General features: G+C 58.8%; 16 protein-coding genes and 1 pseudogene. 13 read left to right on the top strand and 4 right to left on the bottom strand.

Going from position 1 to position 25,110, the window contains the following annotated elements; all coding sequences use genetic code 11:
- The first annotated feature begins 185 nt into the window (after nt 1-185).
- Together H2510_RS16710 and H2510_RS16705 are read left to right on the top strand one after the other, a co-directional pair.
- Nucleotides 186-1,010 (top strand): hypothetical protein, encoded by an 825-nt coding sequence (locus H2510_RS16710; protein WP_186629423.1) that lies wholly within the window; start codon nt 186-188, stop codon nt 1,008-1,010.
- Between the two features lie 42 nt (nt 1,011-1,052).
- On the top strand, nt 1,053-1,541 hold the full coding sequence (locus H2510_RS16705) for a hypothetical protein (RefSeq protein WP_186629422.1): 489 nt from the start codon (nt 1,053-1,055) through the stop codon (nt 1,539-1,541).
- A 325-nt stretch (nt 1,542-1,866) separates the two neighbouring features.
- On the opposite strand, the gene H2510_RS20890 is transcribed toward H2510_RS16705, so the two are convergent.
- On the bottom strand, nt 1,867-1,989 hold the full coding sequence (locus tag H2510_RS20890) for a hypothetical protein (protein WP_261392990.1): 123 nt from the start codon (nt 1,987-1,989) through the stop codon (nt 1,867-1,869).
- An 861-nt stretch (nt 1,990-2,850) separates the two neighbouring features.
- On the opposite strand from H2510_RS20890, the gene H2510_RS16700 reads away from it, so the two are divergent.
- The 5 genes from H2510_RS16700 (at nt 2,851) to H2510_RS16680 (ending at nt 9,928) form a co-directional block, all read left to right on the top strand.
- The gene (locus H2510_RS16700) at nt 2,851-3,516 is read left to right on the top strand and encodes a hypothetical protein (RefSeq protein ID WP_186629421.1); all 666 of its coding nucleotides are present in this window, start codon (nt 2,851-2,853) and stop codon (nt 3,514-3,516) included.
- A 176-nt stretch (nt 3,517-3,692) separates the two neighbouring features.
- Nucleotides 3,693-3,974 carry a hypothetical protein gene (locus tag H2510_RS20885; RefSeq protein WP_261392989.1) on the top strand — a complete coding sequence of 94 codons (282 nt, stop codon included), beginning with the start codon at nt 3,693-3,695 and terminating at the stop codon, nt 3,972-3,974.
- 232 nt (nt 3,975-4,206) lie between these two features.
- Nucleotides 4,207-4,377 (top strand): hypothetical protein, encoded by a 171-nt coding sequence (locus tag H2510_RS16690; protein ID WP_186629419.1) that lies wholly within the window; start codon nt 4,207-4,209, stop codon nt 4,375-4,377.
- 91 nt (nt 4,378-4,468) lie between these two features.
- Nucleotides 4,469-8,305, top strand: a complete 3,837-nt coding sequence (locus tag H2510_RS16685) for a GTPase (protein WP_186629418.1) — start codon at nt 4,469-4,471, stop codon at nt 8,303-8,305.
- A complete protein-coding gene (locus H2510_RS16680) occupies nt 8,306-9,928 on the top strand; it encodes a GTPase domain-containing protein (protein ID WP_186629417.1) in 1,623 nt (540 codons plus the stop codon).
- 162 nt (nt 9,929-10,090) lie between these two features.
- Here the strand turns inward: H2510_RS16680 and H2510_RS21250 are convergent.
- Together H2510_RS21250 and H2510_RS16670 are read right to left on the bottom strand one after the other, a co-directional pair.
- Nucleotides 10,091-10,456: pseudogene (locus H2510_RS21250) on the bottom strand (transposase); the annotation flags it as partial.
- 369 nt (nt 10,457-10,825) lie between these two features.
- The gene (locus H2510_RS16670) at nt 10,826-12,967 is read right to left on the bottom strand and encodes a DUF262 domain-containing protein (RefSeq protein WP_186629416.1); all 2,142 of its coding nucleotides are present in this window, start codon (nt 12,965-12,967) and stop codon (nt 10,826-10,828) included.
- 289 nt (nt 12,968-13,256) lie between these two features.
- Between H2510_RS16670 and H2510_RS16665 the strand changes: the two genes are divergently transcribed.
- The 6 genes from H2510_RS16665 (at nt 13,257) to H2510_RS16645 (ending at nt 24,290) form a co-directional block, all read left to right on the top strand.
- Complete coding sequence (locus H2510_RS16665; RefSeq protein WP_186629415.1) at nt 13,257-14,906, top strand: GIY-YIG nuclease family protein; 1,650 nt, start codon at nt 13,257-13,259, stop codon at nt 14,904-14,906.
- A gap of 129 nt (nt 14,907-15,035) precedes the next feature.
- Nucleotides 15,036-16,034, top strand: coding sequence for a hypothetical protein (locus tag H2510_RS16660; RefSeq protein WP_261392988.1), 999 nt, complete (start codon nt 15,036-15,038; stop codon nt 16,032-16,034).
- 28 nt (nt 16,035-16,062) lie between these two features.
- Nucleotides 16,063-16,353: a hypothetical protein gene (locus tag H2510_RS20880; protein WP_261392987.1), complete on the top strand. Its 291-nt coding sequence runs from the start codon at nt 16,063-16,065 to the stop codon at nt 16,351-16,353.
- 64 nt (nt 16,354-16,417) lie between these two features.
- Nucleotides 16,418-17,422, top strand: coding sequence for an HNH endonuclease (locus H2510_RS16655; protein WP_186629414.1), 1,005 nt, complete (start codon nt 16,418-16,420; stop codon nt 17,420-17,422).
- A 251-nt stretch (nt 17,423-17,673) separates the two neighbouring features.
- A complete protein-coding gene (locus H2510_RS16650; RefSeq protein WP_186629413.1) occupies nt 17,674-22,602 on the top strand; it encodes an AAA domain-containing protein in 4,929 nt (1,642 codons plus the stop codon).
- Entirely contained in the window at nt 22,599-24,290 is a 1,692-nt protein-coding gene (locus tag H2510_RS16645; RefSeq protein ID WP_186629412.1) for a DEAD/DEAH box helicase, read from the top strand. The genes H2510_RS16650 and H2510_RS16645 overlap by 4 nt, the downstream gene beginning before the upstream one ends.
- 55 nt (nt 24,291-24,345) lie before the next feature.
- On the opposite strand, the gene H2510_RS16640 is transcribed toward H2510_RS16645, so the two are convergent.
- Nucleotides 24,346-24,654: a hypothetical protein gene (locus H2510_RS16640; protein ID WP_186629411.1), complete on the bottom strand. Its 309-nt coding sequence runs from the start codon at nt 24,652-24,654 to the stop codon at nt 24,346-24,348.
- Nucleotides 24,655-25,110 lie beyond the last annotated feature (456 nt).

Below are 25,110 nucleotides of genomic sequence, written 5' to 3'. Positions count from 1 at the left end.
AAAGTTCGACGACTTCAACTGGACGAGTGCGCACGCAATGCTACACGGGGTGAGCAGCGGTATCAGTTGGCCGCGGCGATTCGACTCGAAGGAAACAATCCGAATAGTGGAGTAATTGTGGATTGGCCGGCAAGCGGTGAATCATCTCGTGACTCGAAAAATACTTGGCGAGCGGAGATCTACGGATGAAACAGCGTAGCCGGCGGGCGAGCATGATAACCGCAGTCCTGCTGACGATGCTGACCGCGGTTGCAGCGTGCGATTCCGTCGACGACGACGGCTCCGCGCCAGAGACGACGTCGTTGTCGCGTTGGCCGGCGATCAATGTCTACGAGGTTCCTGATCGCGTGCGTGACGCCACGATGGTGTGGTCTGCGGAACCTGGTATCGACCTGTTCTCGGCTGAGGGAACCGCTATCCGCGCCGCCGGAGAGTCACTCGTCATTGGGCTGATGGTTGGTCTTGACTATGCGTATGTAGGGTTTGCGGCCAGTTCGAACAGCGAGGCAGGCGGCCCGCTGTACTCGCTTTTTCAGGCCGACACAGGACAGGGTCCGTTTGTCGGTACAGTCCACGGTCACATCCAACAGGTCATCCCGACGGACGCTGGCTTCGACGTACTGTCATGTGCGCTTTCCATCGGCCTCGACGTACTCGTAGACGGAAAGTACTCTCCATCGCGGCTCACCGACGGTGACGGACAGGAGCTTCGCTCAAGTTTTATTCGCACCGGCGACCCCTTGACGGCACCTGCGGTGCCCCAACCAACGTCTTCACCGGTAGGCGATAAACTGCAATGGCAAGCGCCTGTCGGCAACGAATTCGGCGGTTGGGAAATCGACGGCTTCATAGATATCGATCCGGTCACGTCTGGCAAAGGTCGTTGCGCCCCATGGGCGCAATCGCTCTACCCGGACGCACCACGAATCATCACTCGCAATGCCTACGCCAGGAGCACCCCGCCACCAGTGCAGCCGGCCTACCCAGGATGGCCCGACGGTAGCAACTGACCACGCCCCAAACGACTTACGTGTCCCTAGGAGACGATCGCTATGACCCGCGAAGAACTTGGTGCCAAAGTTCGACGACTTCAACGGGCTGTGGCCGAAGTCCATGGAAACACGCACCTCGACGGTGTCACCATTCGGACAGACGCAAACGGTCGACTCACCGAACTCTCGATCGCTCACGACGCGTGGGCACGCGGGCCCGAAGCGCTGGCCGATCTGATCACGCGCGTGTATCGGCTTACCTCGCAGGAAGTCCAGATGCGTTCGACCGCGATCATGGCCGAACTCCGCGACGACCCAGTCGTGGCTCGAATCGCAGATGCGACTATCGGCAATAGCCCAGCGACTGAAACCGGCGCTGATCAAAGAACCGAGCCTGTGACGCAAGAATCGCTATCTGGAGAGCTGAGTCAGCCCAACCCGGACAACCTGGAATATCAGAGTTTCTCAGCGCATTTTTCCGACCACCGCATGATTGATGAGCGAGACGATGTTGACGGTTACTTCGGGCGTATGTCGTGGTTGGAATAGTCTCAGTGCTAGCAGCGAAGAAGCCTTCCTCACTGGCGGAGTCGAAGCATCCGACACTTTTGAGCTCGACGCATAGTTGAAGACCGGGATCTCAACTTGTTGCGGTTCGAGATGGCGGACGACTGTACACCGGAACAGGAGCTACAGAATGGCTTTCGGCGGCATGTAGTTCGTCTATCGCTCGTTCCCGCTCGTTGGACGCCGTTGAACTCTCGTCGGTGATACCAGACGCGTCGTCACTCGTCGGGCATCTTTGCTCGTCTCGAGCGCCGCTGGTGGTCGTTCGTGAAGGGCGCCTTACGAAGTCATCGGCGCTGCAGCACGATCAGTTCGGAGAGTGCGTCTTGTGCGCACAGTGAAGTTGCTGCTCGCCGAGATCGTCGGAGCCGCGCAGGGCAGCGTCCGACACGAACGCGTCGACTTCGGTGAACAATCGATTGACGGTCACTGATACAACCGGATCCACTCTTACCGGCCAGTCCTTCTCTTCAACAACGGATGATCGACGTGCCGGGCGGCTATACCTGTCCCGACACTAAGGATTCCCGTTGGGCTTTGAATGACAAAACCCGCACCGGATGCAACCAAACGTGGTCGACGTGCGTCGAAACCTACTGGAGCGAGTATCGCTCGTGCGCGCTGAAACTGACGTACCAAATCGGGAGAATGCAATGGTGAGGGACGTAGGCGGAGGAACTGCTATCCCCTTGGAGGCAGATTCAGCAGCGATGCGTTCGACGTCGAGTGAGCTCCAGACCTATGTCTACTCATTGACCGACTCGGCCTCGACAGTGAACTTCGATGTGCAGTCGGTTGCAGGCTCTTAGCTGGCATCCGTGCTGGCGCAGGTTCGCCTGGTTGTAACGGCCAGCGTCGAAGCACCGTCGAAACGATTGAAGCAGTTGTCCGAGAGTATCGACGACTGTGCATCCGGGTATGAACAGACCGACAATGAGTTCGCGAGTTCGTTGATTGGACTACTCCCTGGTGGAGAAGTTGGTAGACCAAGCTTGTGAGAAGCGCTCCAGGGAAGACCACCGTTCTCGGTTGGGGCCCAGATAACGTCCTTGCAGAAGCATCTGAACTTCGTCGCCTCGCGGAGGTTTTGGACGACCTAGCACCCCGCCCGAGCAAAGTTATGGAATCGTTCCGCGTATCGCATACCTGGAGCGGCAATGCACAATCAGCTGCTGAGGATTGGGCAATAGCTGAGTCGGACCGCATTCAACTGGTCGCGCACGCGACGCGATTCTTGGAGTCAGCGGTAGTTGAGGGAGTGACGCGATTCGCGAATGCCCGTCAGCAGGTGGTGACGGCGATCGAGTCCATTGAGATAGCGGGGTGGGTGGTTACAGAGGATTGGGCGATCTCGGGCGACGGCACAGATCCAGCTTTGCGGGAAGAACACCAGCGCAACCTCCGTCGATGCCTGAGCGAATTGCACAGAAGCGATGCGGAGGCCGCGCGGTCGATCGATCACGCTTTGAAAAAATTCGGAGCTGGGCCGGATCTGCTCGGATTTGTGCCTGTCGTAATCGGACTTGCTTTCGTTATCGACGCCGCGGTCGCGGCCTTGATCTCGGCTGGGCTCGTGTCGGCGGGCGCGATCTTGTTTGCCCTGGTCGATGAGTTCGGGGTCGATGCGTGGGACACGATTGAAAGTGCTGTCCCAAGTTCGTTTTTCGAAGACGCTGGCCCGGTTGGTGCTGATGGCGTAAGGGACCAAATTTTGGACGGGACGGTGCCCGGGCGGAATCAGCCGGTAAGGCAGGTGGACACCGACCAGCAACTGAGGGATCTATGGGATTCACTGACTACCGAGGCGCGACTTGCGGACGGCGACAAGTATCCAGGAAAAGTGATGGAATTGCCTGACGGCACTAAAGTCAGGTTGCGCGAGTCCAGCAGATCGGGCGGTGCCACAATGGATATCACGTATCCAGACGGAGGAATAGCGAAGGTGCACATCGCATGATAGATAAACGACTCGAGCACTTTCTGCTGTTCGAGATGTCGGATGACTGGATGCCTGTTGGCGCGTTCGCCTCATTGATACGTCGAATCACACCGGCCGGCTACTCGAGACAAAGAATTCTCGAAGTAATCGCTGAAATCGCAGCGAAGGGGCACCTCCGTTTTGGTGGCTGGGCAATGAAAACCACTCAGACTTGGGAGCCATGGGGGGTCTCCGACGAGGTTGCTATCAGTCGAATCGCCAACGGGTTCGAGGGCAGTCCCGGTGTGTTGAACGCAACTGACAAGGAGTTGGCGAACACCGAAGTCTTTCGTGCCGATATCACCGATGCCGGTCTCGCTCGCTTGGCCGAGCTGGGGAATCCGTACGAGATCTATGGGGATCCGTGGGAGGGTCACCGGCTGATGGCGGCGGAAGGTGACTTTCCGCGATGGGACCATGAGCAAGGTCAGGGCTGACTGAAGTCCGTGCCCCATTAGTTGGACGGCAACGAGCAGCGATCGGTTCCATCGTTACTGGACCACTTCTCATAGCGCTGAATGCACCTGCGCATCTGCGCCACTGTTGGCCTGGCGGTCTCCGACGTTAGAGGTGTCGCAGCCCATGGATCGTGGACACTGTGCGAACTGTCGGTGCGATGTGGAACTGTGTGGTCTGGTTGAGTCCGTTCTAGTCGACAGGGGAGTGCCGGTGACCGCAGCCGATGAAGCCGTGGACAGACCGCTTATGGAGGTCGTGTTGGATGCCATCGACGCAGACAACGAGTTGGCCGACGACGCGAAGTACTTGATGCTGGCGGCGCTTGAAGGAACTGTCCAGGTCAAAGACCAGCTCGACGACGTCGGGCTGTCGCAGCGATAGCTGGACAATCGTCGAAAACTTCGTCATGAATCGATTGGCGATTCAAATCCCGCCTTCTGTGGTGCAGTAGCGCGGCCTTAGAAAGGCAAATATGGAAGAGACTGGACCGGCGTTGCAGTATGCCGTCGAGCAGGCCGTGCGTAGTGGTGAGCGAGAGTTGGATCGTCTCGATTTATTGGCCGACTCACTGATCGGTCAGTTTGCCGCAGTGTCTGATCCTGCTACGGTCGCTCCGGTTAGTGCAGGACTGACGGTTGAGCTTGCTGAAGCTGCCGACGGTTTCGCAAGTAGCATTCGAAATCACCTCATTGAGCAGCGCCGGGCCCTGTCGACGTTCAATGTCGCCTTCTTCGGCAGAACAGGTGCGGGCAAGAGTACGTTGCTTTCTGCGTTCGGTGGGCTTGACGGTGGCTACGTATCGCCTGGTGAAAGCGATTGGACCACAGACGTAACGGAAATCGCATGGCATGGATGTCGGCTCTGGGATACGCCGGGAATCAACGGCTGGGGTCGTACTCAGACGCGGGTTGACCTCGAGGAAACTGCACGGCGCGCGGTCGAAATTGCCGATGTAGTTTTGCTGTGCTTCGACAGCCAGAGCCAGCAGGCATCAGAGTTCGCGAAAGTAGCTCAGTGGGTGCGTGCCTACGGAAAGCCGGCAGTAGCCGTTCTGAATGTGCGTAATCTGCGATGGCGTCACCCGGATAAAGTGGCCAGTCATGCCGCACGGCAATCTTTGTCTCGCGGCGTCGGTGAACATGTAGACAACATTCGGACTGAATTATCCAAGATCGACCTTCCACGTACACCGGTCGTTGCTGTCCAGAGTCGCCGTGCCCTGTTCGCTCGCGCAAGTACACCGTTCAAAGGCCCGGCGGAAGCGAACTTCTTGTCGGATCGCAAAAAATTTGGCACTGAGTACTTGTCTCGTTGGTCCAACTTCGGCGTACTCGAGGAGTTGCTCATTGCGTCGATAGTTGAAGGAGGGTCCGACCTCCGGCAAACATCCTTGCGGGAGGGGTTGCGCGAGATGCTCGATGCAAAGGCTAGCGAACTCGATCAACTAGGACAGGCGATCGATCCGCGGATCGACGCTGTGGAACGTCGGATTGCGCAGCTTCTGGATGTCTTGGGGTACGTCGAAGGGGACGAACGCGCACAATATCTCGGTGGTGACAGCCCGGATCTGCTGTCTGCCCTGGAAGGAGCTCGGGGTCGGCCATTTACGGCGAGCGCCGAAGGTTCGCTGGATCGGCAGATGAATCGTCTGATCACTTTTCATCTGTCGGGACTCCGTGAAGACTCCATCACTAGGGCCAAAGGACTTGTGGAAGCTGTCTTCGACGAAGACAAGCAGTTTAACCAGGAAACCTTTCAAGAGGTAGTCTTCACGATGTCTGCCATTCAGACCGCGGTGGAGAGCATGTGGAATTCCAAGGCTTCGTTCCTCTTGCGGGAATTGCAATTGGCCAGTGCTGATGAGGCGCCCGATATCACCGGGACTGCGACCGACTCGGCGAATCTGGATAGCAAAGCGGGTGGGTTGACATCAAACCTCGCACGGTCGATGCAAATTGCCGGCATGGCCGCCGGCGCCGCTTCAGGCGTTGTCTTTCTACCCGCTGTGGCCAACTTTTGGAATCCTGTGGGGTGGGTGGGTGTAACCACATCCGTCGGCCTCGGGGCAGTGTCCTTTGTCAGTCGTTTTGCTGGAGATCGTATTGCAGCCAGTACTGAAAAGCAGGGTGCAGAAGCCAAATCAAAGGCAATAGGTGAATCTTTGGCCGCAGTGCATAAAACTTATGATCGAATTGAGCAAGACTTGCTGGTCGAGGGCCGTAGCCTGTCCTGGCAGATGGCTGAACCGATTTTGACGGAGCTACTCAAAGAATCGCTGTCTTTGCGTGGCGAAAAGGCTGCTGCGGGACAGCTGACTGCGAATCTTCGTGAAGTATCGGCGACCTTGCCGGTAACGGTGGACGTTGGAACGGTTATGGCGCGCGCGCAAGATCGCGTTCTGGCTGATCGGTTGGGGGTCATGCTGCAGGACAACGGTTCTAGACATTCGGAAGTCGAAAGATCGGCGTGTGGTCGCAAGGTCTGGTTGGGTGAAGATTGGTTCGAATACGACAGCGGAAACATGGATGAGGACTCGTTGGAAGCTTCGCGTTTGCCTGTGTTTGTCGAGCAAGACAATTCTGATCGCACGGATCTAAGTCAGGCCTTGACGGATGCCTGGGACATGCCATCGAGTGACTCTGTTGCCGAGTTGATTCGGGAGATCGAAGTTGCTTCCAGGACCGATGCACAGCCCGTCAAAGTTGCGTCGGTTCAGGTGGTCACAAAACCGACAGTTGTGGTGCTCGGAGACTACAGTTCCGGCAAGTCGAGCTTGATCAAACGCCTTCTGGTGGAGATGAGCGGCAAAGTTCCTGAGAACTTACATGTGAGAGGTAGCGCGACAACGAGTTCGGTTGAGCGCTACGACCTTGGACATGTGCAGTTACTCGATACCCCCGGGTTCCAGAGCGGTAATCATAACCACGACGCACTAGCTCTTGCGTCGGCCGGCGACGCTTCGCTGATTCTTGTTGTGCTGCACGTCAATCTCCTTATCGGGGATATGGTTCTGCTTCAGGACATTGTTCAAGGGACGCGAAGTACCATCGCCAAGAGCAGCCGAATGATCTATCTGATCAATCGTTCCGACGAATTAGGCGTCGATCCCACCGCAGCACCCGACGACTTCCTGCTGCTGAAACGACGTAAGGAATCGGAACTCATAGCGGCATTGGCCTCGCGTGGTATCGAGGTCGATCCGACTCACGTGCACACGCTATCCGGTGACCCGTTCGGGGAAGTAGGCGCGCGCACGGATATCAGTCGCACAGACTATGCCCACCACAGTGATTGGGATGGCGTTGCTCCGCTTGTTCGTATGCTTGATTCGTTCTCGGGCAAGTTGGGGCGTGCGGGGGTAATCGGCGCTCAGCTTGATGCAGCATTGAATGCAATGTTGAACGAACGCAGTCGAATTGAACAAAAGATCATGGATCTCGAGTGCGAGACTACAGCTCGCGGTTCGGTACAGCAGTCAATCAAGAACAGTTTGCAGGATTCCGAACTCTTGGAAGCGTCGGTGAGGGAGCGGGCACACCGCATCGTTGCTCCGCATGCGAATGCGGCTAGGGCGAAGGTACAAGCCGCAGGCTCGGACGAGATCGACAAACTTGGTTCCACGATAAATTCCTGGAAGTTCAACAGTGAACTCGAATCTGATATAGGACAGTTCTGGATCAAGGCGCAGGCAGAGATCGAAGACTGGTTGCGTATTCATGCCTCGACGATTGGCCGTGAGATAGCCTCTGTTGATTTCGTATCAGCGTTACGCCTCGACGACGGCCTCGACGGAATACACTCACCGGCCCTGGGCGGAACCGTACTCGCGGCCAACATCGCCAAGGGAGGCGCGAATTTAGCGAAGGTACTGGGAAACCGTGATGCTATCTACGCGATTGGCAAGAGCGTCGGTGTCAAATTTAAGCCCTGGGGAGCTGTGAACGCCGCCAGTAAGGTCGCCAAGGCTGCGCCGATCCTGGCCGCAGTAGGTGTGGCAATAGACGCGACCACGATGATCAAAGGTGAAGTTGCTCAGAAAAGCAGGGAGTCAAAGCGTCGGGAACTAGACGGAGACATCGCACATGCGGCAGACGAACACGTCAAGTTGATATTGCACGGGGCGGCAGAGGACGGGTTGATACCGATCCTTCATGGGTGCACACGTTCACTTTCTGATTACGGCGAACTGCTCGAGGCCGAGCAGGCAGTGACGAACGCTGAGAGGGCGGCGTTGACGGCATCACATTCGGAGATCGAACAGTTGCTTGCCCGAACTGAAAATTTGCGCCAACACGAACGGAGAGCATGAGTGAACGATATCGAAATCCTGAAGGCTAAAGCATGGCTGGCGAACGTGCCAGGAGGGTCACTCGCAGATGGCTATCTCGAGCGCTGGCAGCAGTTCGCATCGACTGAGCTACCAGTCGTCACGGTATTCGGCTCTTACGACACGGGAAAAAGCTCGCTGATCAGGCGACTACTGGTCGATAATGGTGTACCGGTGCCGGAATGGCTGACAATCAGTGCTCGGCATGAAACCTTCGGCGTGAACAGTGTTGAGTGCGCCGGTGCACTGTTGCGTGACACCCCAGGCTTGGCAGTCGGGGCGGACGACGTCCGCGGGACATTGAACACCGAACTTGCAAGTGCGGCCATAAGCACAACTGATATTGCGATCGTCACCGTCACACCACAATTGGCAACCGGGGAATACGAGTTTCTACGTCAGATCGTGGAGAATGGGTGGACTCCGGAGAACCTGTGGTTTGCCATCTCCCGATTCGACGAAGCCGGTATCGACCCGGACGACGACCTTGACGGATATCGACAACTGGCAGCACGGAAATCGTCGGAATTGGCGAGTTCACTGAAGCTCTCGTCAGCGCATCCAGTTCATGTCGTATCGCAGGACTTCGCTCAGATGGCTGGGGGCACGCGAGAGGTCGGTGCCGAGGTGTGGGACGACTCGCGTGCGTGGGACGGTATGGACGCACTCGGAGAAGCGATCAATGAAGTCGTGTCCGGTGATGTGGTTGCCCTCAGGGTTTCCACCGAGCAGCGATATTGGAGGCAGGCTGTCCTGCTCACGGTGAACGAGCTGAAGGACCAGCTTGCAGCGTCTGCACCGCTGCTCGTTCAGGCTGATATTGCGTCCACTCGCCGCGAGCAGTGGAAAATTTCACTCGACGATGTGGACAATGACGCGAGAGCCGATTTAAAGGGGACGCTGGGCCAGGCTGTCCGTTTGGCGTACGCGGGAGGGGAACACAACTCGGCGAATGTCGTAAAGGACTTGCAGTCGGCGCTCGACGGTTGGTTCAGGAAGCACGAGCGAGAACTTGATCGGCTCCTCCAGGATGTGGTGAGAACCGACGTGCGGCAGCGAAATGAGCCCTCGTGGAAGAACTTGGAGGAACTCACAGCACGCGTCACCGCGGACATCAACGAGGAACCGGAAGCGCAAATCGAGGCGTTGGCCCCGCATCTCAGAAAGTTCGGACCATTGCTCATCGATGGTCTCCGCGAATTCGAAAAGAGCCAAGCAGGCGGTTCATTGAAGAAAGTTCAGGCCCGAGGTGTTGCTACGCAGGTGGCCAGCAACTTCGGGTCTCTCGGCAAGGGTTTGGCTTTAGCTTCCGCACTGTTGCCGCTCGCTGTACAGATTGTCGATGCGATCGATGATGCCCGGGCTCATCAAGCCGTAGCAGTTCAAGGGCGCCGATCACTGAACAGTCACACTGACAAACTGACTCAGGAAGTGAGCGCACTAGCTCTTAATTCATGGGCGGAAGTACTTGCCGAAGCACGCAACGAAATCGGTCAAGCGGCAGCACAAGCAGAGCTATCTGACACCCTGCATGATTCGGCCGAGAGGTTGCGCGCTGCGATCGCGGAGGTCGAAGGGATTCTGAATCCTCGAAAAGAAGCTTGACGATCCACGATGGACGGCAGATGCTGTACTGATTCCTTGGCTAGAGGGCGGAACCCGTGCGGGGGAGCGGATAACCTGCACGGGTTCGGGCTTGAAAATATTTGAACGGTATTGGACGAGCTAACCTCAATCTTTCAGGTCCTTGTGCCGGATGCGTGGGTGTTATCGGCTACCTGGTAGTGACGGTCGGTGTCCTCCGAGAGAGAGCATGGCCGAGGAGATGAGCGCTTCGGTATGGACGAAGCCGAAGGCGATACGAGTGAGGAGTCGGATCTTGGTGTTCATGGATTCGACGAGTCTGTTGGACACTCCATGTTCGATGGCAGCGAAGATTCGTTCGCGGTGCCCGACGATGCGACGTTGCAGCATGACGAACGATTCGATACGGCTGCGTCGTGCCCACTTAATCCAATGTTCGAGTGCATTGGCGGCCTCGTCGGCGTGGGGTTTTGAAGACGGTGCGTAGGCCTGTTTGATCAGTTAGGCGCGGTATAGGCCAGGATCGGCTGTGGCGATCCACTGCAGCTTCACGCGTTTGTGGTCTGTCGTCGGCCCTGCCCTTGGTCGTACCAGGAGGCCCTCGATCCGCAGACTCCACATCGGCATGGTTCGCCCGTGTGGGTCTGATATGGGGACGATCGCCTGTGTGTGGTCAAGGAATTCAACGTCCTCGACGACTGTATTTTCGACGCCCAACGCAGTGCGCCATAAGCTAGCGTTCTGCACGCCGTTCTCCGTTCTTCAGTTTTTACCTTCGACAAGCCAAAACCTAGACGGGGAAAGGTGTGTGGCCGTTCAGGCGCGATCAGCAAACCATAAATGTGTCACAAGAGCCGGAAACTTTGACTAGAGAGCTTTGGTGCCGGCGGTCGCCAGTTAGCGTAGTCGGTTGCCATGTCAAGCATCGAGACTTACATTCGGTCTTTGACGGCCGAGCAGGAATTCGTCGCGTAAGACTGACAACCTTTGACCGTCCGGTAATAGCCAGAAATGCCAACCGTTGGTCGCACCCTTTCGCAGGTAGTGACCGGCGCCGGACGGCGTCGTGAACCGTTGCCCGTCCAATGAGAGGCTGGCATCGTTATTCACGATAGCGGGAATATCCTTCCAATTTCCCGAGCGACTCCGCAGCTCTGTACCAGGGATGAGGAACCCCGCGGAGACAAGCTGCTTGAGTGTGACTGACGCGGTGGGGCCGGCCGGCTGGTCTTTGACCTCGCCGACATGTCCCTCAGGAACCGGCCACGTCAAGAGTAGACATTCGATGAGCGCATGGGTGCGGTCGTCGATCTGCTGCTCGGTCCAGCCCTGTCCTGAGATATCTCTTAAGCGTCGGTTCAGAAGAAATACGTCATGGGTGTCTATCAGAGCTCGTTTACCGTTGTCGCCAAGCCAAGGTCCGTTGGAAACTTTGCCGTTCAATGCATGTGTCAGCAGGGTGAGGTTGCCCAAGCGATGTATGTGATCTCGGCGGTTTTCCTGCTCCAGTGGGTTCTCCACCGGCCAGTTGGCCTCCCACTTCTGGGGCATCAGGTGTTCGATTGGATAGCCGATGCGCGATACCCGCTCATTGCCCAGGGGCTTCGCGCCTGTGAAGCCCCGCAGGTGGTCTTCGATCGCTTCGAGAAAGACCCGCAGGCGGCCCCGCTTGAAGCGTCGATAAACAGGTTGAGTCTTGATCTCTTCTATTACCTGTTCGTCACCGGGCCAATACGTACTGGTCGCGTTGAGGCGGGTCAGATAGGAGCGGACGGCTTCGGTCAGGTTTTCAGATGCGATTTGACGATGGCTTTTAATAAGATCGGCAACCACTCGTCCGAGGTCGCTGGTCCCCAAGCGGGTGAGCACACGACGCATGACCCAGCTTTCGCAAGCATTCACAACCCTGTCGATCACCGTCTGGTGATGGTTCGAACCCGGTTCGTGGAGCCAGATCAGCACTGGCTTGAGTACTTCGAGTTCACTCGCGTGTAACCGATAGACATTCAATTCCACTGTGTTCAAGGGCGAATTAGGCTCGCCAGCGCGCTCAGTCCAACGCTGGTACTGATCTGCCTGTTGCTTGATAATGGGTAAGAGCGACGTCATCGACTGCGCCGCTTCATGTTCTGTAAAGTGCTTGAACCTAGCGAAGGTTTGACGTGGACTGATCTCCTCGCCCACCCGCGATACCAGCCACTGATTTAGGAACAGGGAACTCCTGCTGATTAGATAGCGCCCAGCGCTGACTCCGCGTTCCCAGAAGACAGAGTCGAATGGCCAGTCGTCCCTGTAGGACTTCGCAGTGTCAGTTCCATCCGCGTCTAGTCTTTGGAATACGAAATTCTTGATGAGATCTGCCGCGGTCAAGGGTGTGCCACGCGCATTGAGCGTCTCAAAGATTTCCTGTGAGTTCTCATCTGACTGTAGGTCGATGACTACGAGCTGCAGACCCCTTGTCAGTACCCCCGTCAGAGCCTCAGCCCGAAGATGGGATTCGGCCCCCGGCATAGCCCCCAGCCAATTGTCTACCTCTGTGCAGAAGTACTCGTGTCCTTGGGTCAGGAGGCTGGCCGTATGCGTCAGGGCTTCGTAGTCAACGGGAGGATCTGCCTGCATGACTTCGTCGAACGCTGCACGGTCTCGGTTTGTGTGTCGAAGCTTGAGTCGGTCGTTCTCGTGCTCGACGTAATGTGCCGGGTTGTGCGTGAGCTCTTCGAGTCGTCGAGCTAAGTTGTCCTCGTCCCGCGCTTCGAGGACCGATGCTGTGGCGTCCATGACGAGCTGCAGGGTCGTCAGCCGCTGCTGACCGTCGATGATAAGCCGAGGCTGGAAGGTTCCCGTCTGGTTCTCCTGGGCCTGAAGGACAACGGCGCCGAAGAAGTGGGTTGCATTGGCGGAAGGTTCTTGAAGCCGCAGTTCCGCCAACCGACGGATGTCATCCCACAGCGGGACCCACTGATTTTCCAGGTTCCAGACGTAGGGCCGCTGGAAAAGCGGGATGACCAGGTGCTGCGGGAGATTGAAAATATCCAGCGGCGAGCGCACTTCGGTCTTCACTTCACTCCTCAGTTGGGGACCCAGTCAAACAACACCGTACCTATCAATCATGGATGCCAAGGTAGATCTTGCGCCGCACGCAAGGGCGGCATGCGAATGAATTCCTACAATACTTTTCTGCTTTGAATTGATGTAGTGGACCCGTTCGTGTCGAAGCCGAACCATTCCCGTGTAGCGTTCCCACGTGCACTTGTAGACAGCGACGTTGAATGTCGTTGGCAGTGTATTCCGGCCGAGCCTGCGATTCAGGACTCAGCGACCAGGTAGCACAGCGGAGGAGTTCCCCTCAATGTCGGCTCAGGACAAACCATCGATTGCCGCGTGGGCCGAACGTAACAAGTACGGCGAAGTCACGCCGTACAGTGAACGCGAGTTGAAAGCACTCGCGCCCAGGACGTGCGGGTTGTATCTTCTCGAGTTCGACGACGGGCAGTTTTACATTGGCATCTCGGTCGATATCAGAGCCCGGTTGCGGCAGCATCGGGTGAATCATAACGACATCGCCACGTTCAGGGTCCGCGCGTTCGATACGTCGTCGATCGAGTTGCGACGGGTGGAGCGCAAGTTGGTGCACTCAGCCGAGACCGCCGGATTCGTTTTACGGAATCGCGAACATGCTGCCGTCATCGTCGGAGAATCCAGTCTGGATGCGATAATCACACCTGCAGAGCAGGATTCTTGGTCTCGCAACCCATCGCTGATCAATCGCACAGATGGATGGGTGGGTGTCGAATATCTCGAATCCCAGCTCGCTGCTCACGCGGGTTCCTACAAGCGTTTGCAGACTCATCCGCGCTACGTCGAGATCGTGCGATCCTTGGGCGCATATTTGGACGCCTGCGTGCCGTTTCCTGCGAGATCAGAGGGCACCTTTTGGACTGTGAGTTGCTTCCCCGGGTCATCGAAGACGCTGTTGCTTCGAGTTTCCATGGGCATGCTCGAAACGTTCTATGTATGGGAGAACGTCAAGACCGGCGATCTCGAGGTCCACATGTTCGTCGACGGGTCCCACCTTCCTCGCCCGAGATTGTTGTCGCGGTTGCAGCTTTCGCAAAAGCTATCGAAAACCACAGAGGTAGGCCCGCGCGGCCACAAATCAGCGGGGGTGTTTGAGCGAACCGTAGTCGTTCGGGATATCAAATTCCTCGAGGACACTCTAAATATTCCTGGTGTGGCTCGATCGGCCGCGAGTCATGCCCTCTCGGTCATGCGAAAAAGGCAGTCCGGGTATAAGTCGTCCCACTGCCCTCAACTGGCTTCGGCCGGAATCGCTGCTCTCGGCTTGGAGTCCTCATCCGCGTTGCCCGCCGATTCGCCAGAGGGCGCCTTGTCGGAGGAAGTCGAAGTGGAGCTCGAATCGCCCAACAATGTCCCTATTTCGCCGGACAAGGCATCCAAAGACGCCGACAAGTTGGAGGCGTTCCTTCTCCAGGATCCTTCAGGGGAGGTCCGAGGCTCGATTTCGGAGTTGATCACGACGGCTTTGCCCGATCACGACTTTGATGTCGCGGTCAACTGGGGTCTGACATGCATGCCGAGCACCAATGCTGGGCGTGGCCGGAAGCGGTTATTCACCTTGAACATCGGTAGAATGGAAGTAGGATTTGTCGTTGCTTCGGTGCGCCCCGAGGATCCATCGTTGTTCGGTGTCGCAGTTGTGTCTTCGTCGGAGCTCGAGGCGCGGACGGGCCGTACGATCGCGCAGCTCCGTGAGGAGCACGATCAACTGGAGCTTTGGCAACACGGGTACTCCGCAGCTAGAGGCGACGATGTCAATATTGCATGGGAGTACACCCAGGAGTCGCTGGCGCAGTTGCGCAGCATTCCTTGGCTCGAAGCGAGCGCTGTACTAGCTGACGCACTTCGCATGACTAGATGCCCGTACGCGAAGTTTCACAGCCCATCGCTGATGGGCGAGCTGCTCGGACACGGACATTGAAAACTAGTGGCAGTCGCCCCAGCCGATGAAGCGATATTTTGGTGGCGGACTCTTTGCGCTCTGTGCAGCGGAAGTTGTCGACGGCCTATATTCGTGCGGACAGCGTTGGTTCATCACCGGACGGATTCCATGTCAGACAACTCGCTCGACCTAAGCCTCACAGCCGAAGACGAGGGCTTTCTAGCTAGCAACGGCATCGCGGTTTCGGTGCAGCCGGAGGGCGTTTTGGTGGCCGGCGATGTCGATGCCGTCGACGGCTATCTTGCCCGCATCAGAGACCTCGCCGGTGACGCAGTTCAGGTGTCCGACATCGACAAAACCTCCCTGACGTCCGCCGCTGCAGTCGCCGGTGGGTTAGCGACCAATGCAGTACAACACGGTCAGTTCGTTCGACTGTCGCCGGAAAGCGTAAAGATGCTGCAGTCGTACAAGGTGCTTCCCGGCGTGGGTGGCTACAACCGCATGACGGTGGTCGACGCGTCGCACAAGTTCCGTGGGCAGATGCAGTGGAAGAGCGTATCGATGGCTCCGACACGAGCGTTGGGACTGCAGCTGTTAGCGGTGCAGATTGCTTTGCAGACGGCGGTTCAGTCTGTGGCCGATGCCGTCGAGAGGGTGCAGGGCACCGTCGACAAGATCTTGGTGCTTGCCCAAGCGTCCCTCGTAGGCGACGTGGTCGGCAATCACGCCGCGCTGTCGCGGATAGCGAAAACCCACGCGGAGACGGGGGCTTTGCCGACGGCCGATTGGGAGTCGATTGCGTCTTTGGGCCCAGCGTTGGAGGTCGGCATCGAGCGGCTACGCGAGCACGCGAAACGCACGGTAGCGGGGTTCGATGCGTTGAAGCCTGTCCAAGACCGAGCCAGTGACCTCAAGAATGCAGTGCAGGACAAACGGCTGGGCGAGACGTTGCAGCTGTTGGTAATTGCGGAACAGTCGCTCTACCTGTGGCAGAAGATGCGTATCGAACGTGTCAGGGCTACAGAGCCCGAACACATTCAAACTGTTATGGATTCCGCTCGTGCCCTTTTGCTCGAACACTTCGAGCGTGATGGCGAATTGCTCCGTCATGCTCGAGGTGAGCTTGCCAGCTATGCGGCGATCAAGCCCCTGACAATCGTGCGTTGAATGTCAAGCAACGACCTCAAAGCGGGACATGACCTCACTGCGCCAGGACCTGGACGAGTTCGCGAACGCTCGGGGTAGCCAGGTCGCAGGCTGGATTGAACACGAAGATCCCTCCATCTCCGACGCGCTGGCGGAGGTCGGCAATCGGGCCAAGGCTGTCGGGGGCGCTGCCGTTGCGATCGGCAGTAAGGCCGCCGACATCGGTGCCGGTGGTCTCGGGTGGCTGGGCCGAAGTCTCCAGAACGTAGCGGCGAGTCGTGGAAAGAACGACGAGCCGGGGGACAACCAGGCCAGCAAGTCCATCGATAGCCAGACGTAGCTGGTACGACACGACCGGACACTTCGGGGCGAGTGCAGGACGGGCAAGATGTGAACGGAGGCGAATGGCTGACAAGCTGATGGGCGTTGGTATCGCCGCGTTCATCGACCCCACGTCGGACAATCTGCGCCAGCAGTGGCTTTCGGTCCTTGCGCGGGTCGTACCGGAGGCTGGAAAGCGACAGGTCAACTTCGTGCCTTGTGAAGTGGTGCTGTCGCACTGCGCATCTTTGTTGGTGGATCACAGTAAGTACGGAAGTTCGTCCGCGCGCCGCGCGGAGTATCCGGTGCAACCTTTGGCGCGGTTGTTCAAGCGACCTCCGAGTTCCATTCTTGCGAAGATGGCCAATCTGGATGGAACTCGAAGCAACGGCGGCAGATTCGAGCTGGAAGTGGCTGCGCGGCTGGGCGATGTCGAGCTGCTGCAGGGCATCTACCTCCGGATTATAGATATGGCGAGGAGTTCGGGTATCGATCGCGAGGACTTGCCTGACTTCCTCGGAATCGAGGGCGGGGTCGGCTTCGAACTCGAAGGTCAGCACGAGTTGAACACAAGCGACATCGAGACAGCGTTGACGACGCAGCTCGCGAAGTGGGAGCAGGAGCGCGCCGATGTACCGGCCGAGACCACCGAAAAGCTGCTCGTCTCTGCGGTGAGAGTGGGTCAGCACCGATTTGCGCGGGGAGTCCTCGAGAACCATCGATATCGTTGTGTTTTCTGTGGTTTGAGCGGGCTGATCGGCGGCAAACGAAGGCCTAGAATGCTGACCGCCAGTCACATAAAACCGTGGCGGGACAGCAACAACAAGGAGCGGCTCGACCAAAAGAACGGATTCACTGCCTGCCCCACTCATGACGTCGCATTCGATACCGGCCTCATCACGGTGAACCCAGACTTGAGTGTCAGTTACGCACCGGGCATCGAGGATGACATGACAGTGTCGCTGCCGTTGCGTCAGGCGCTGGGTAAACCACCGCTGCATGAAAGACTCCTGCTCACCGAGAAGTCTGTCCGACCGGACATCTCGTATCTGGCTTGGCATCGAGAGAAAATTTTCGTCAGCGTGTGAGGGCCAACGGGAATTTCGTGCTTCGGCTCTAGGAGCTTCTCAGTCATTCGGATGAATGAACTTTCCGTGGGTGCGTTCGACGCCCGGCACGCTCCTAGATCGAGATTGATCGCAAACTACGCAGCTGAGACGGTCTGCGCCCCGGTTTGGGTAGCTACGAGAATCCGGCGCGGTCCTTAGCTGCCCAAAACTTGTCACCCGGCACCTATAAGTTGAGTGCTGTTCGAGTTTGGCCGAAATGTGAGGATCCGATGTCGGTTACTGATGACCCCGAGCTCCGGGGACGGGTTCGTCGTCTGCTCGAGTTCCTTCGCGAGACTGTGGGTGCTCAGTCGAAGCCGATTCGCCGGTACGGCGTTGATGCGCGGGTCGAGTGGTTGTTCGACGATGCCCGACCTCTCGACGTCAATACCGACGTCGCGCCCGGTGACGTGGCAGTTCGTATCCCGCGCACCAGCATCGAGCAGCCTCCCGGTCTCCCTGTGGAGCTCGAGCCGTGGGTCGACGAAACCACCACACCGCCGACCGTCAAAGCTGGAGCTCCAGCTGAGGCGCAGCGGTGGCACCACGACTGGACCACGTGGTCTCTGGATGACCGCGAGCGCCGACCCTTCGCCGAGCTGTTCCGTTCCGTCGACCTCATGCTCCACGACCTTGGCACTCAACCTGAGTCGCTCGAACTTGTCATCGCCTCTGGGTATCTCGACGCCACTGTCGGGGACCAGCGGATCTCGACGCATCTGATCACTCAGCAGGCCAGTATCAGTCGCGAGGATTCCACCGGCGACTTGCTTATCACTGTTGCGCCCGCCAGCTCCCCGCGGCTGGAGGACGTCCAGGTCCTGCTCGACTTGCAGGGTTTCGACCGCGCCGGCTCGAAGGTGCTGCACCGCAGCTTGTCCGAACTGGTGTCCTCGTCGCTGTCCGCGGATATCCCGCGGTTGCTCGGCCAGTGGGCCACGTCGGCCCTGGCGCAGCCGCTGACCGTCATCGCCGATCATGACAAGCCCGTCGATTCCACCGCGGACACTCTGCGGATGTCACCGGCACTGGTTCTCCGCAAACGTGGCGCCTATGCCCTCGCGTCCTACTACGAAGCAATGCTCGCTGCGCTCGATGACGGTGCACCCGTTCCGGTCGGACTTTCGCAGCTCGTCGAGACTTACGACGACAACACCCGTCGCGACTGGCTCGAGTCTCACGTCAGTGACACCCCCAGCGCCGAGCCGCTCTTCCCACTGCCGGCCAACCGCGCCCAGGCCGGTATCTACAACCGCGTCATGAACGACACCGGCGTCGTCGTTGAAGGCCCTCCCGGCACCGGCAAGACCCACACGATCGCAAATCTGATGTCCGCGTTGATGGCTCAGGGGCAGCGCATCCTCGTCACCAGCGAGAAAGCTCAGGCGCTGCGCGTCCTCAAGGACAAGCTTCCTGCCGAACTGCAAGACCTGTGCGTCTCCGTCACCGACATGGCACGCGGGGGATCAGCCGAACTCGACGAGAGCGTCTCGACCATCGCCGCTCGTAAAGCTGCGTTCGACGCGACCGAGTCCGCCCGAAAGATCCGTTCCCTCGCCGCCAAGCGGATGGGCACCAAAGAGCGCCGTTACAAGCTCACCAAGCAGATCGGCCTTGCGCGGTCCTCCGAAGCAGAGATTCACACCTTCTCACCGAAGTATTCAGGAACTCTTGCCTCGATCGTCACCAAGCTCAACGCGCAGGAGAGCGACCTCGGGTGGATACCAGGTCCGCTCCACACCGAGACCGCGCCGTTCGACGACGCAGCCTTCGCTTCGCTGTTCACCGAGCAGTCCGACGAGGTCAGCCTTCCGACGGCCGACGAGGTCCGCAGCTTGTGTGCCCGAGCCTCCGGGAGCGCGTCCGACTCGATTTTCGATGCCATCGATCCGGTTCAACTGCAGTACATCCTGCCGTCTGCGCAGGCCCTGATCGACCGCGCACGGGCCATCGACTCGTTCGGTCCGGCCTATGCGGCTCTGGCCGACGGGATCCTGTCCGGTGCGCTCGGTACGTTATGGTCGCGTGCTCAGACGGTCACGGCGATGCTGTCGGTCGCCGTGAGCGCCGATACCGCAGTCGGCTCACATCAGGTGACGACGCAGGTTTCCACGAGGCAGGCACTCAACGCGTTCGATGCCCTCGCCAAGCTCTACGAGAGCGGCCCGTTCGATACGATGCGCTGGCTCCGCACGCCCCACGAACACGGCGTCGTCGACAAGCTCGATGCACACGCGACAGTTGATGGCACCGACGCGACGCAGGCCACCGAACTGCGGCTCGTCACCAACCACATCCGGGCTCTCGTTGCCGTCGACGATGCCGCACACCTGTTGCGCGGTATCGGAATCGAACTGCCCGTTGACCCCTCCGACAGTCGGGAGCAGCAGGTCAACACCCTCCACCTCGTGTGGAACCAGGTGCTGGCGACGGGCAGCATCGCGACTGCTCGCGACGAAATCGTCGGCGCCCTGGGTGCAGTCGTTCCATCCGTGCCGTCGGTGACGACGCTTGCCGAGGCAGTGGCCCTCGCAGGCGAGGTCTCCGCTCTCACCGACCGCTCCGACGCGTCCACCGCACGTGACGAGCTCGAGCGAGTGGCCGATCGATTGTCCTCCGATCCGACGCTGCCCGATGGGCTCGCGGACGCAGTCAGAACCGGCGATGTCGAGAGCTACGAGCGGCTCGCCTCGTACGTTCAGCCGGGCAGCACCGATACCACCGCGCTCGACGCCTTGGCCGAACACGCACCCACCCTCGCCCGTAGCCTGTCCGAGGGCACTGATTGGGCCGCTCACGCCGGCACGTTCACTCGTGCGTGGGCGTGGCGCTGGACCATGCAGTCGATCGTGGCCATGCAGCAGCCCGACCAGAACGACAACCTCGACGCGGAACTCGACGCCCTCGATGAGGAGATATCGTCCCTGACTGCGCAACTCGCGGCTGAGCAGGCATGGCAAGAATGCTTGCAGCGCATGACCAGTCGCGAGGTCACCGCGCTGCGCGCATACCAGGAGAACATGTCCAACGCCGGTCTCGGCACCAGCAGTCTCGCGCAGCGCTACCGTGTCGCGGCCCGTGCGGCGATGCAGGATGCGCAGACGGTCGTGCCGGCATGGGTCATGCCGATTGCGCAGGTGTTGTCGTCGATTCCGCCGCAGCAGAACGCTTTCGACGTCGTTATTGTCGACGAGGCCAGTCAGGCCGAGATCACCAGCATGTTCCTGATGTGGTTGGCGCCGCGGGTTATCGTGGTCGGTGACGACAGGCAGTGCGCGCCGGCCTCGATTCAGAATTACACCGTCGAGTCCGTCATGAATCGTCTCGATCACTACCTTCCTGAGGTTCCGGTCAGTACACGTTTGACGCTGACGCCGCGGTCGAGCTTGTTTTCGATGCTGCGCACCCGGTTCGGTGACGCGGTGAGGTTGCGTGAGCACTACCGATCCATGCCGGAGATCATTCAATGGTCCTCGACTCAGTTCTACGGGGATCAGCCGTTGGTGCCGGTGCGTCAGTTCGGAGCGGATCGGCTTGCACCGCTGCGCAGTACGTTCGTCGAGGATGCACTCACGTCCGGTTCGAGTACGCGGTTGTCCAATGCTGCCGAAGCAAACGCACTCGTCGACCAGCTCGCCCTCTGCCTTGCGGAGCCCGATTACGGGGATAAAACCTTCGGTGTCGTTGTCCTTCAGGGCGCAGCACAGGCGGATCTGATCAGGTCGCTGATCTTCGAGCGGGTCCCGTCCGAGCAGATCGATGAGCGACGCATCCGTGTCGGCACGCCGCCGGATTTCCAGGGCGACGAGCGTGACGTGATGTTCCTGTCGATGGTCATCGCACCCGGCTCGTCGTCGAAGGCATTGACGAACGACATGTTCAAGCGCCGCTTCAACGTCGCTGCCACTCGTGCGCGAGATCAGTTGTGGCTGTTCCACTCCGTGACAGCTGACAGCCTGTCGGCCACCGATCTACGACGGTCACTGCTGTCTTACGTCGAGGCTGCGCCGACGGTTCCTGTTCCCGCGATGCCCGACGCCGTGTCGCCGAACAACCCTCATCCTGACTTCGGATCACTGTTCGAGCAGCAGGTGTTCCTGGCACTGCGGGAGCGCGGCTATCACGTCAACCCGCGGGTCGACGTCAACGAGATGACGATCGATCTGGTGGTCACAGGTGCGGCTGTGCGGGTGGCGATCGAATGCGACGACGACACTGAAGTCGACGCCTACGAGCTGTTGAACCGTATGGAGCGCGAGTTCGAACTGCGGCGCTGTGGCTGGCTGTTCCAGCGGATTCGGGCGTCGGACTTCGTCCTCCACCGTGAACGAGCCCTCGACACCATCACCGAACTACTCGATTCGGTCGGCATCCTCCCCGACGAGGTTGCCGTAGTCATCGAGGGATCGGGCGCCTCCACCTGGATGCCGATCGCGCTGGAACGTGACCCCGACGACGCCGAAGCCGACGAGGAAGCAGTCGAACTCGTCACCGACGAGGCGCCGGCGCCGTCACGCACCGTCGACGTCGAACTCGCACCCCTGCCTGAGGTCATCGAGACGGTCGATGAATCGGAGGATCCCGACGAGGCCGGTGACCAGGAAGAATCCGAGGACGAGTTCGAGGACACAGACGACGTTGATCCGGTACCGAAGCCGGTTCGGACGATGCCGCTCGAGGATCTCATTGCGGCCATTCGGTATTCGCTGCGGCGCAACAAGTTTTCGATTGCGCAGACCGTGCAGGATTGCGAGGTCACGCCCGAGGCGGTTCAGCACGCGGTGAAGGAGATCAAGTCCCGGGACGACGCGCTGAAAGCGTCGAAGAGGAGACCGCCCGCTCCAACCCCGGATGCGATGCCACGACGGCAACGTTCGTCTGAAGTCGCGAGCGATCCCGTCGTGGTGACCGGAAGTCGTTCACTACAAGCCGAATTGGATGCTCTGCCGGTGGCGTCGTGGGCGGGTGCGCGTGAGATCGCGGTCGCAGCGGCGAGGCCGAATGCGCCGCTGACGTTGGAGCGTTGCCAGCGGGTGACAGGGTTGTCGCGGACGAAGGCGGATTTGTTGTTGTCGGATCTGGTGTTGTTGAAGAAGTTAGTCACACGTAAACGTGAGGGTGTCGAGGAATGGGTTCGGCCACAGGGGTTGACACTATGACGCAGGTAGTGAACCGGTCCGAGGGGTTGCGGGACTGGCAGAAGGAAGCGTTCGAGAAGTGGGTTGCGTCCGGCTATCGCGCGATTGTGGAGGCGGTCACGGGGACCGGGAAGACGCATGTCGGGTTGGCGGCGACGTTGGATTCGGTCAGCCGTGGCCGTCAGGTCCTGGTGGTGGTACCGAGTATCGATCTACTCGAGCAGTGGTACACGGCGATGGTGAAGGCGTTGCCGAGTGTGCGGATCGGGCGTCGGGGAAACGGGCACAACGATACGTTTCGGCAGTACGACGTTCTGATCACGACGATTCAATCGGCTATCCGGCCGGGTGCGCCGATGCCGCGGACCGGCGCGTTGCTCGTTGCGGATGAAGTACATCGTTACGGGGCGGGTTCATTCGCGAAGGTGCTGGTCAACCGGTTCGAGGAACGGCTCGGGTTGACGGCGACATTGGAGCGTCAGGATGACGGCGTCGATACCCACCTGATGCCGTACTTCGAGAACCTGGTCAAGGGTTGCGATGCGGCGCGGGGGAGACGTGACGGGATCCTGGCGCCGGTTCGGGTCATGACGGTGGCGGTGCCGTTCTCGGCGGAGGAGGCTGCGAAGTTCGCGGACCTGGACGAGAAGGCGAAGTCGCTCCGCAACACCCTGATCTTCGACTATGGCTGTGCTGCTGAGCCGTTCGGTGAGTTCATGAAGAACGCGGTAGACCTGAGTAAGGACAGGTATTTACCGGCGAGCAAGGTTGCGAGTAGGTACCTGTCGGCATTCAGCAAGCGGCGAGCACTGTTGGCCGACTGTGAGGGCAAGTTGCAGGCGCTCGAGGCGATCACTCCAGGGTTGGCGAAGTCGGAGCGGTCGATCGTGTTTTCGGAGACGAAGGAGTCCGCGACCAGGGGTGCAGAAGTGCTCCAGGCTGGTGGTATTGCGGCGCATCAGTATTCGAGTCAGCTTGATCGCGTAGGACGTACGCGGATTCTGAAGCAGTTCCGTAGTGGTGAGTTGCGAAGTTTGGTGGCGCCGCGGGTGCTCGACGAGGGCATCGATGTGCCGGCAGTGGATGTCGGGGTGATCATCGCGAGTAGTTCGTCGAAGCGGCAGATGATTCAGCGGATGGGTCGGATTCTGCGTCTGAAGCCTGATGGCCGGCCCGCGGCGTTCGTGATCATGTATGTGGCAGGGACGAACGAGGATCCGAGCCTCGGTGCGCATGAGGCGTTTCTCGATGAGCTGACGGGTGTGGCCGAGGAGGTCGTGGACGTCGATCTCGCTGATGCGGGTGCCGTGTTGGCGAGTTGGTTGGACCAGTCGGCTCCGATCATGCCGAAGCCGGTGTTCAGTGAGCAGCCGATCGAGCCGATAGTGATTCCGCAGTCGAAGATGATGCCGACCACGGTGTCTGCGGCCCGAACGCGGACGGTGAAAGAGATTCTGTCGGAAGCGCAGTACGGGACACCGGATCAGCTCGACGGGATCTTGCGGTGCATGGCTGCGATCGACGTACGGGAGGCTTCGGTGTTGATCCGGCGCTACGGCATCGACGGTGCGAAGCCTCGGACGTTGTCACAGGTGGCGGCGGAGATGAATCTCAAGCGCATGGTCATCGAAAGCCTCGAGAAGCGGGGGTTGAAGTCTTTGGAGAGGGAGGCTGGGTGGCTGCTGAGCGGTGTGTTATCAGGCAGTTAGGCGCTGCTTTATAGTGGTAATCGCATCGATATAAGCATTCATTCTGTAAGGTTTTCTATTTGCGGTTGAAAATACCGAAAAGCATTTCTGCTCCATTTATATTTGCGAAATCATGATTGGATATGGAGATATACCCGAACCGGATTTTTACGAGCTCGATGTCGAGGCGTTCGACTGCGCAGCGTGCATGAAACCAGCCCGTGAAACCGCCGTGCAAGGATACGTCGCGACGCTGAACCGTTTCACCGAGGGCAAGGCGACGCAGGAGGAACTTGACGCTGCATCGAATATTGAGGCGCGAGCCGAAGCAATTATGTTTGATGAACACCACACCAGTCGCTGCCCTGAGCATGATTTCGAGCACCAGCTCGCGATATGGGATGAACAGCGATCGAGTTGCGTTAGGTGTCGTACCTACGCGTCAGATCGCGAGATGGAGATTTTCAGGCTCGAAAACGGCTACGCTGCTTCCACTCTCGACGACTTAATCGATGTCTTTCACGCTATAGAAGATTCACTCACTTCAGGCTACGGGACCTTTTGTGAGGAACACTCCACGTAGTTTGCCGAGATCTACCAATGTTGTCGGTAGATCTAGATCTTGTGGGTATGGACGTTGCTGACGCGGGATCAAAGTGGACGGGGCTGGTCCTCCGCAGCAGGATTGGGATTGTGAAACAGACCATCAACAGTAAAGGGACCAGCCCCTTGTGACACACCGTGATGCTATTTACTGACTTTCGAAGGAGTACGACGCTTGATCGAGCGCTCCAGAGTCGTCTGATCTCCTACCGGCGCTACCGCATCAAGCCGCACACAC

Source organism: Rhodococcus sp. BP22, assembly GCF_014281965.1.
GTDB lineage: Bacteria > Actinomycetota > Actinomycetes > Mycobacteriales > Mycobacteriaceae > Rhodococcoides.
This window is presented reverse-complemented; position numbering and strand designations above follow the sequence as displayed.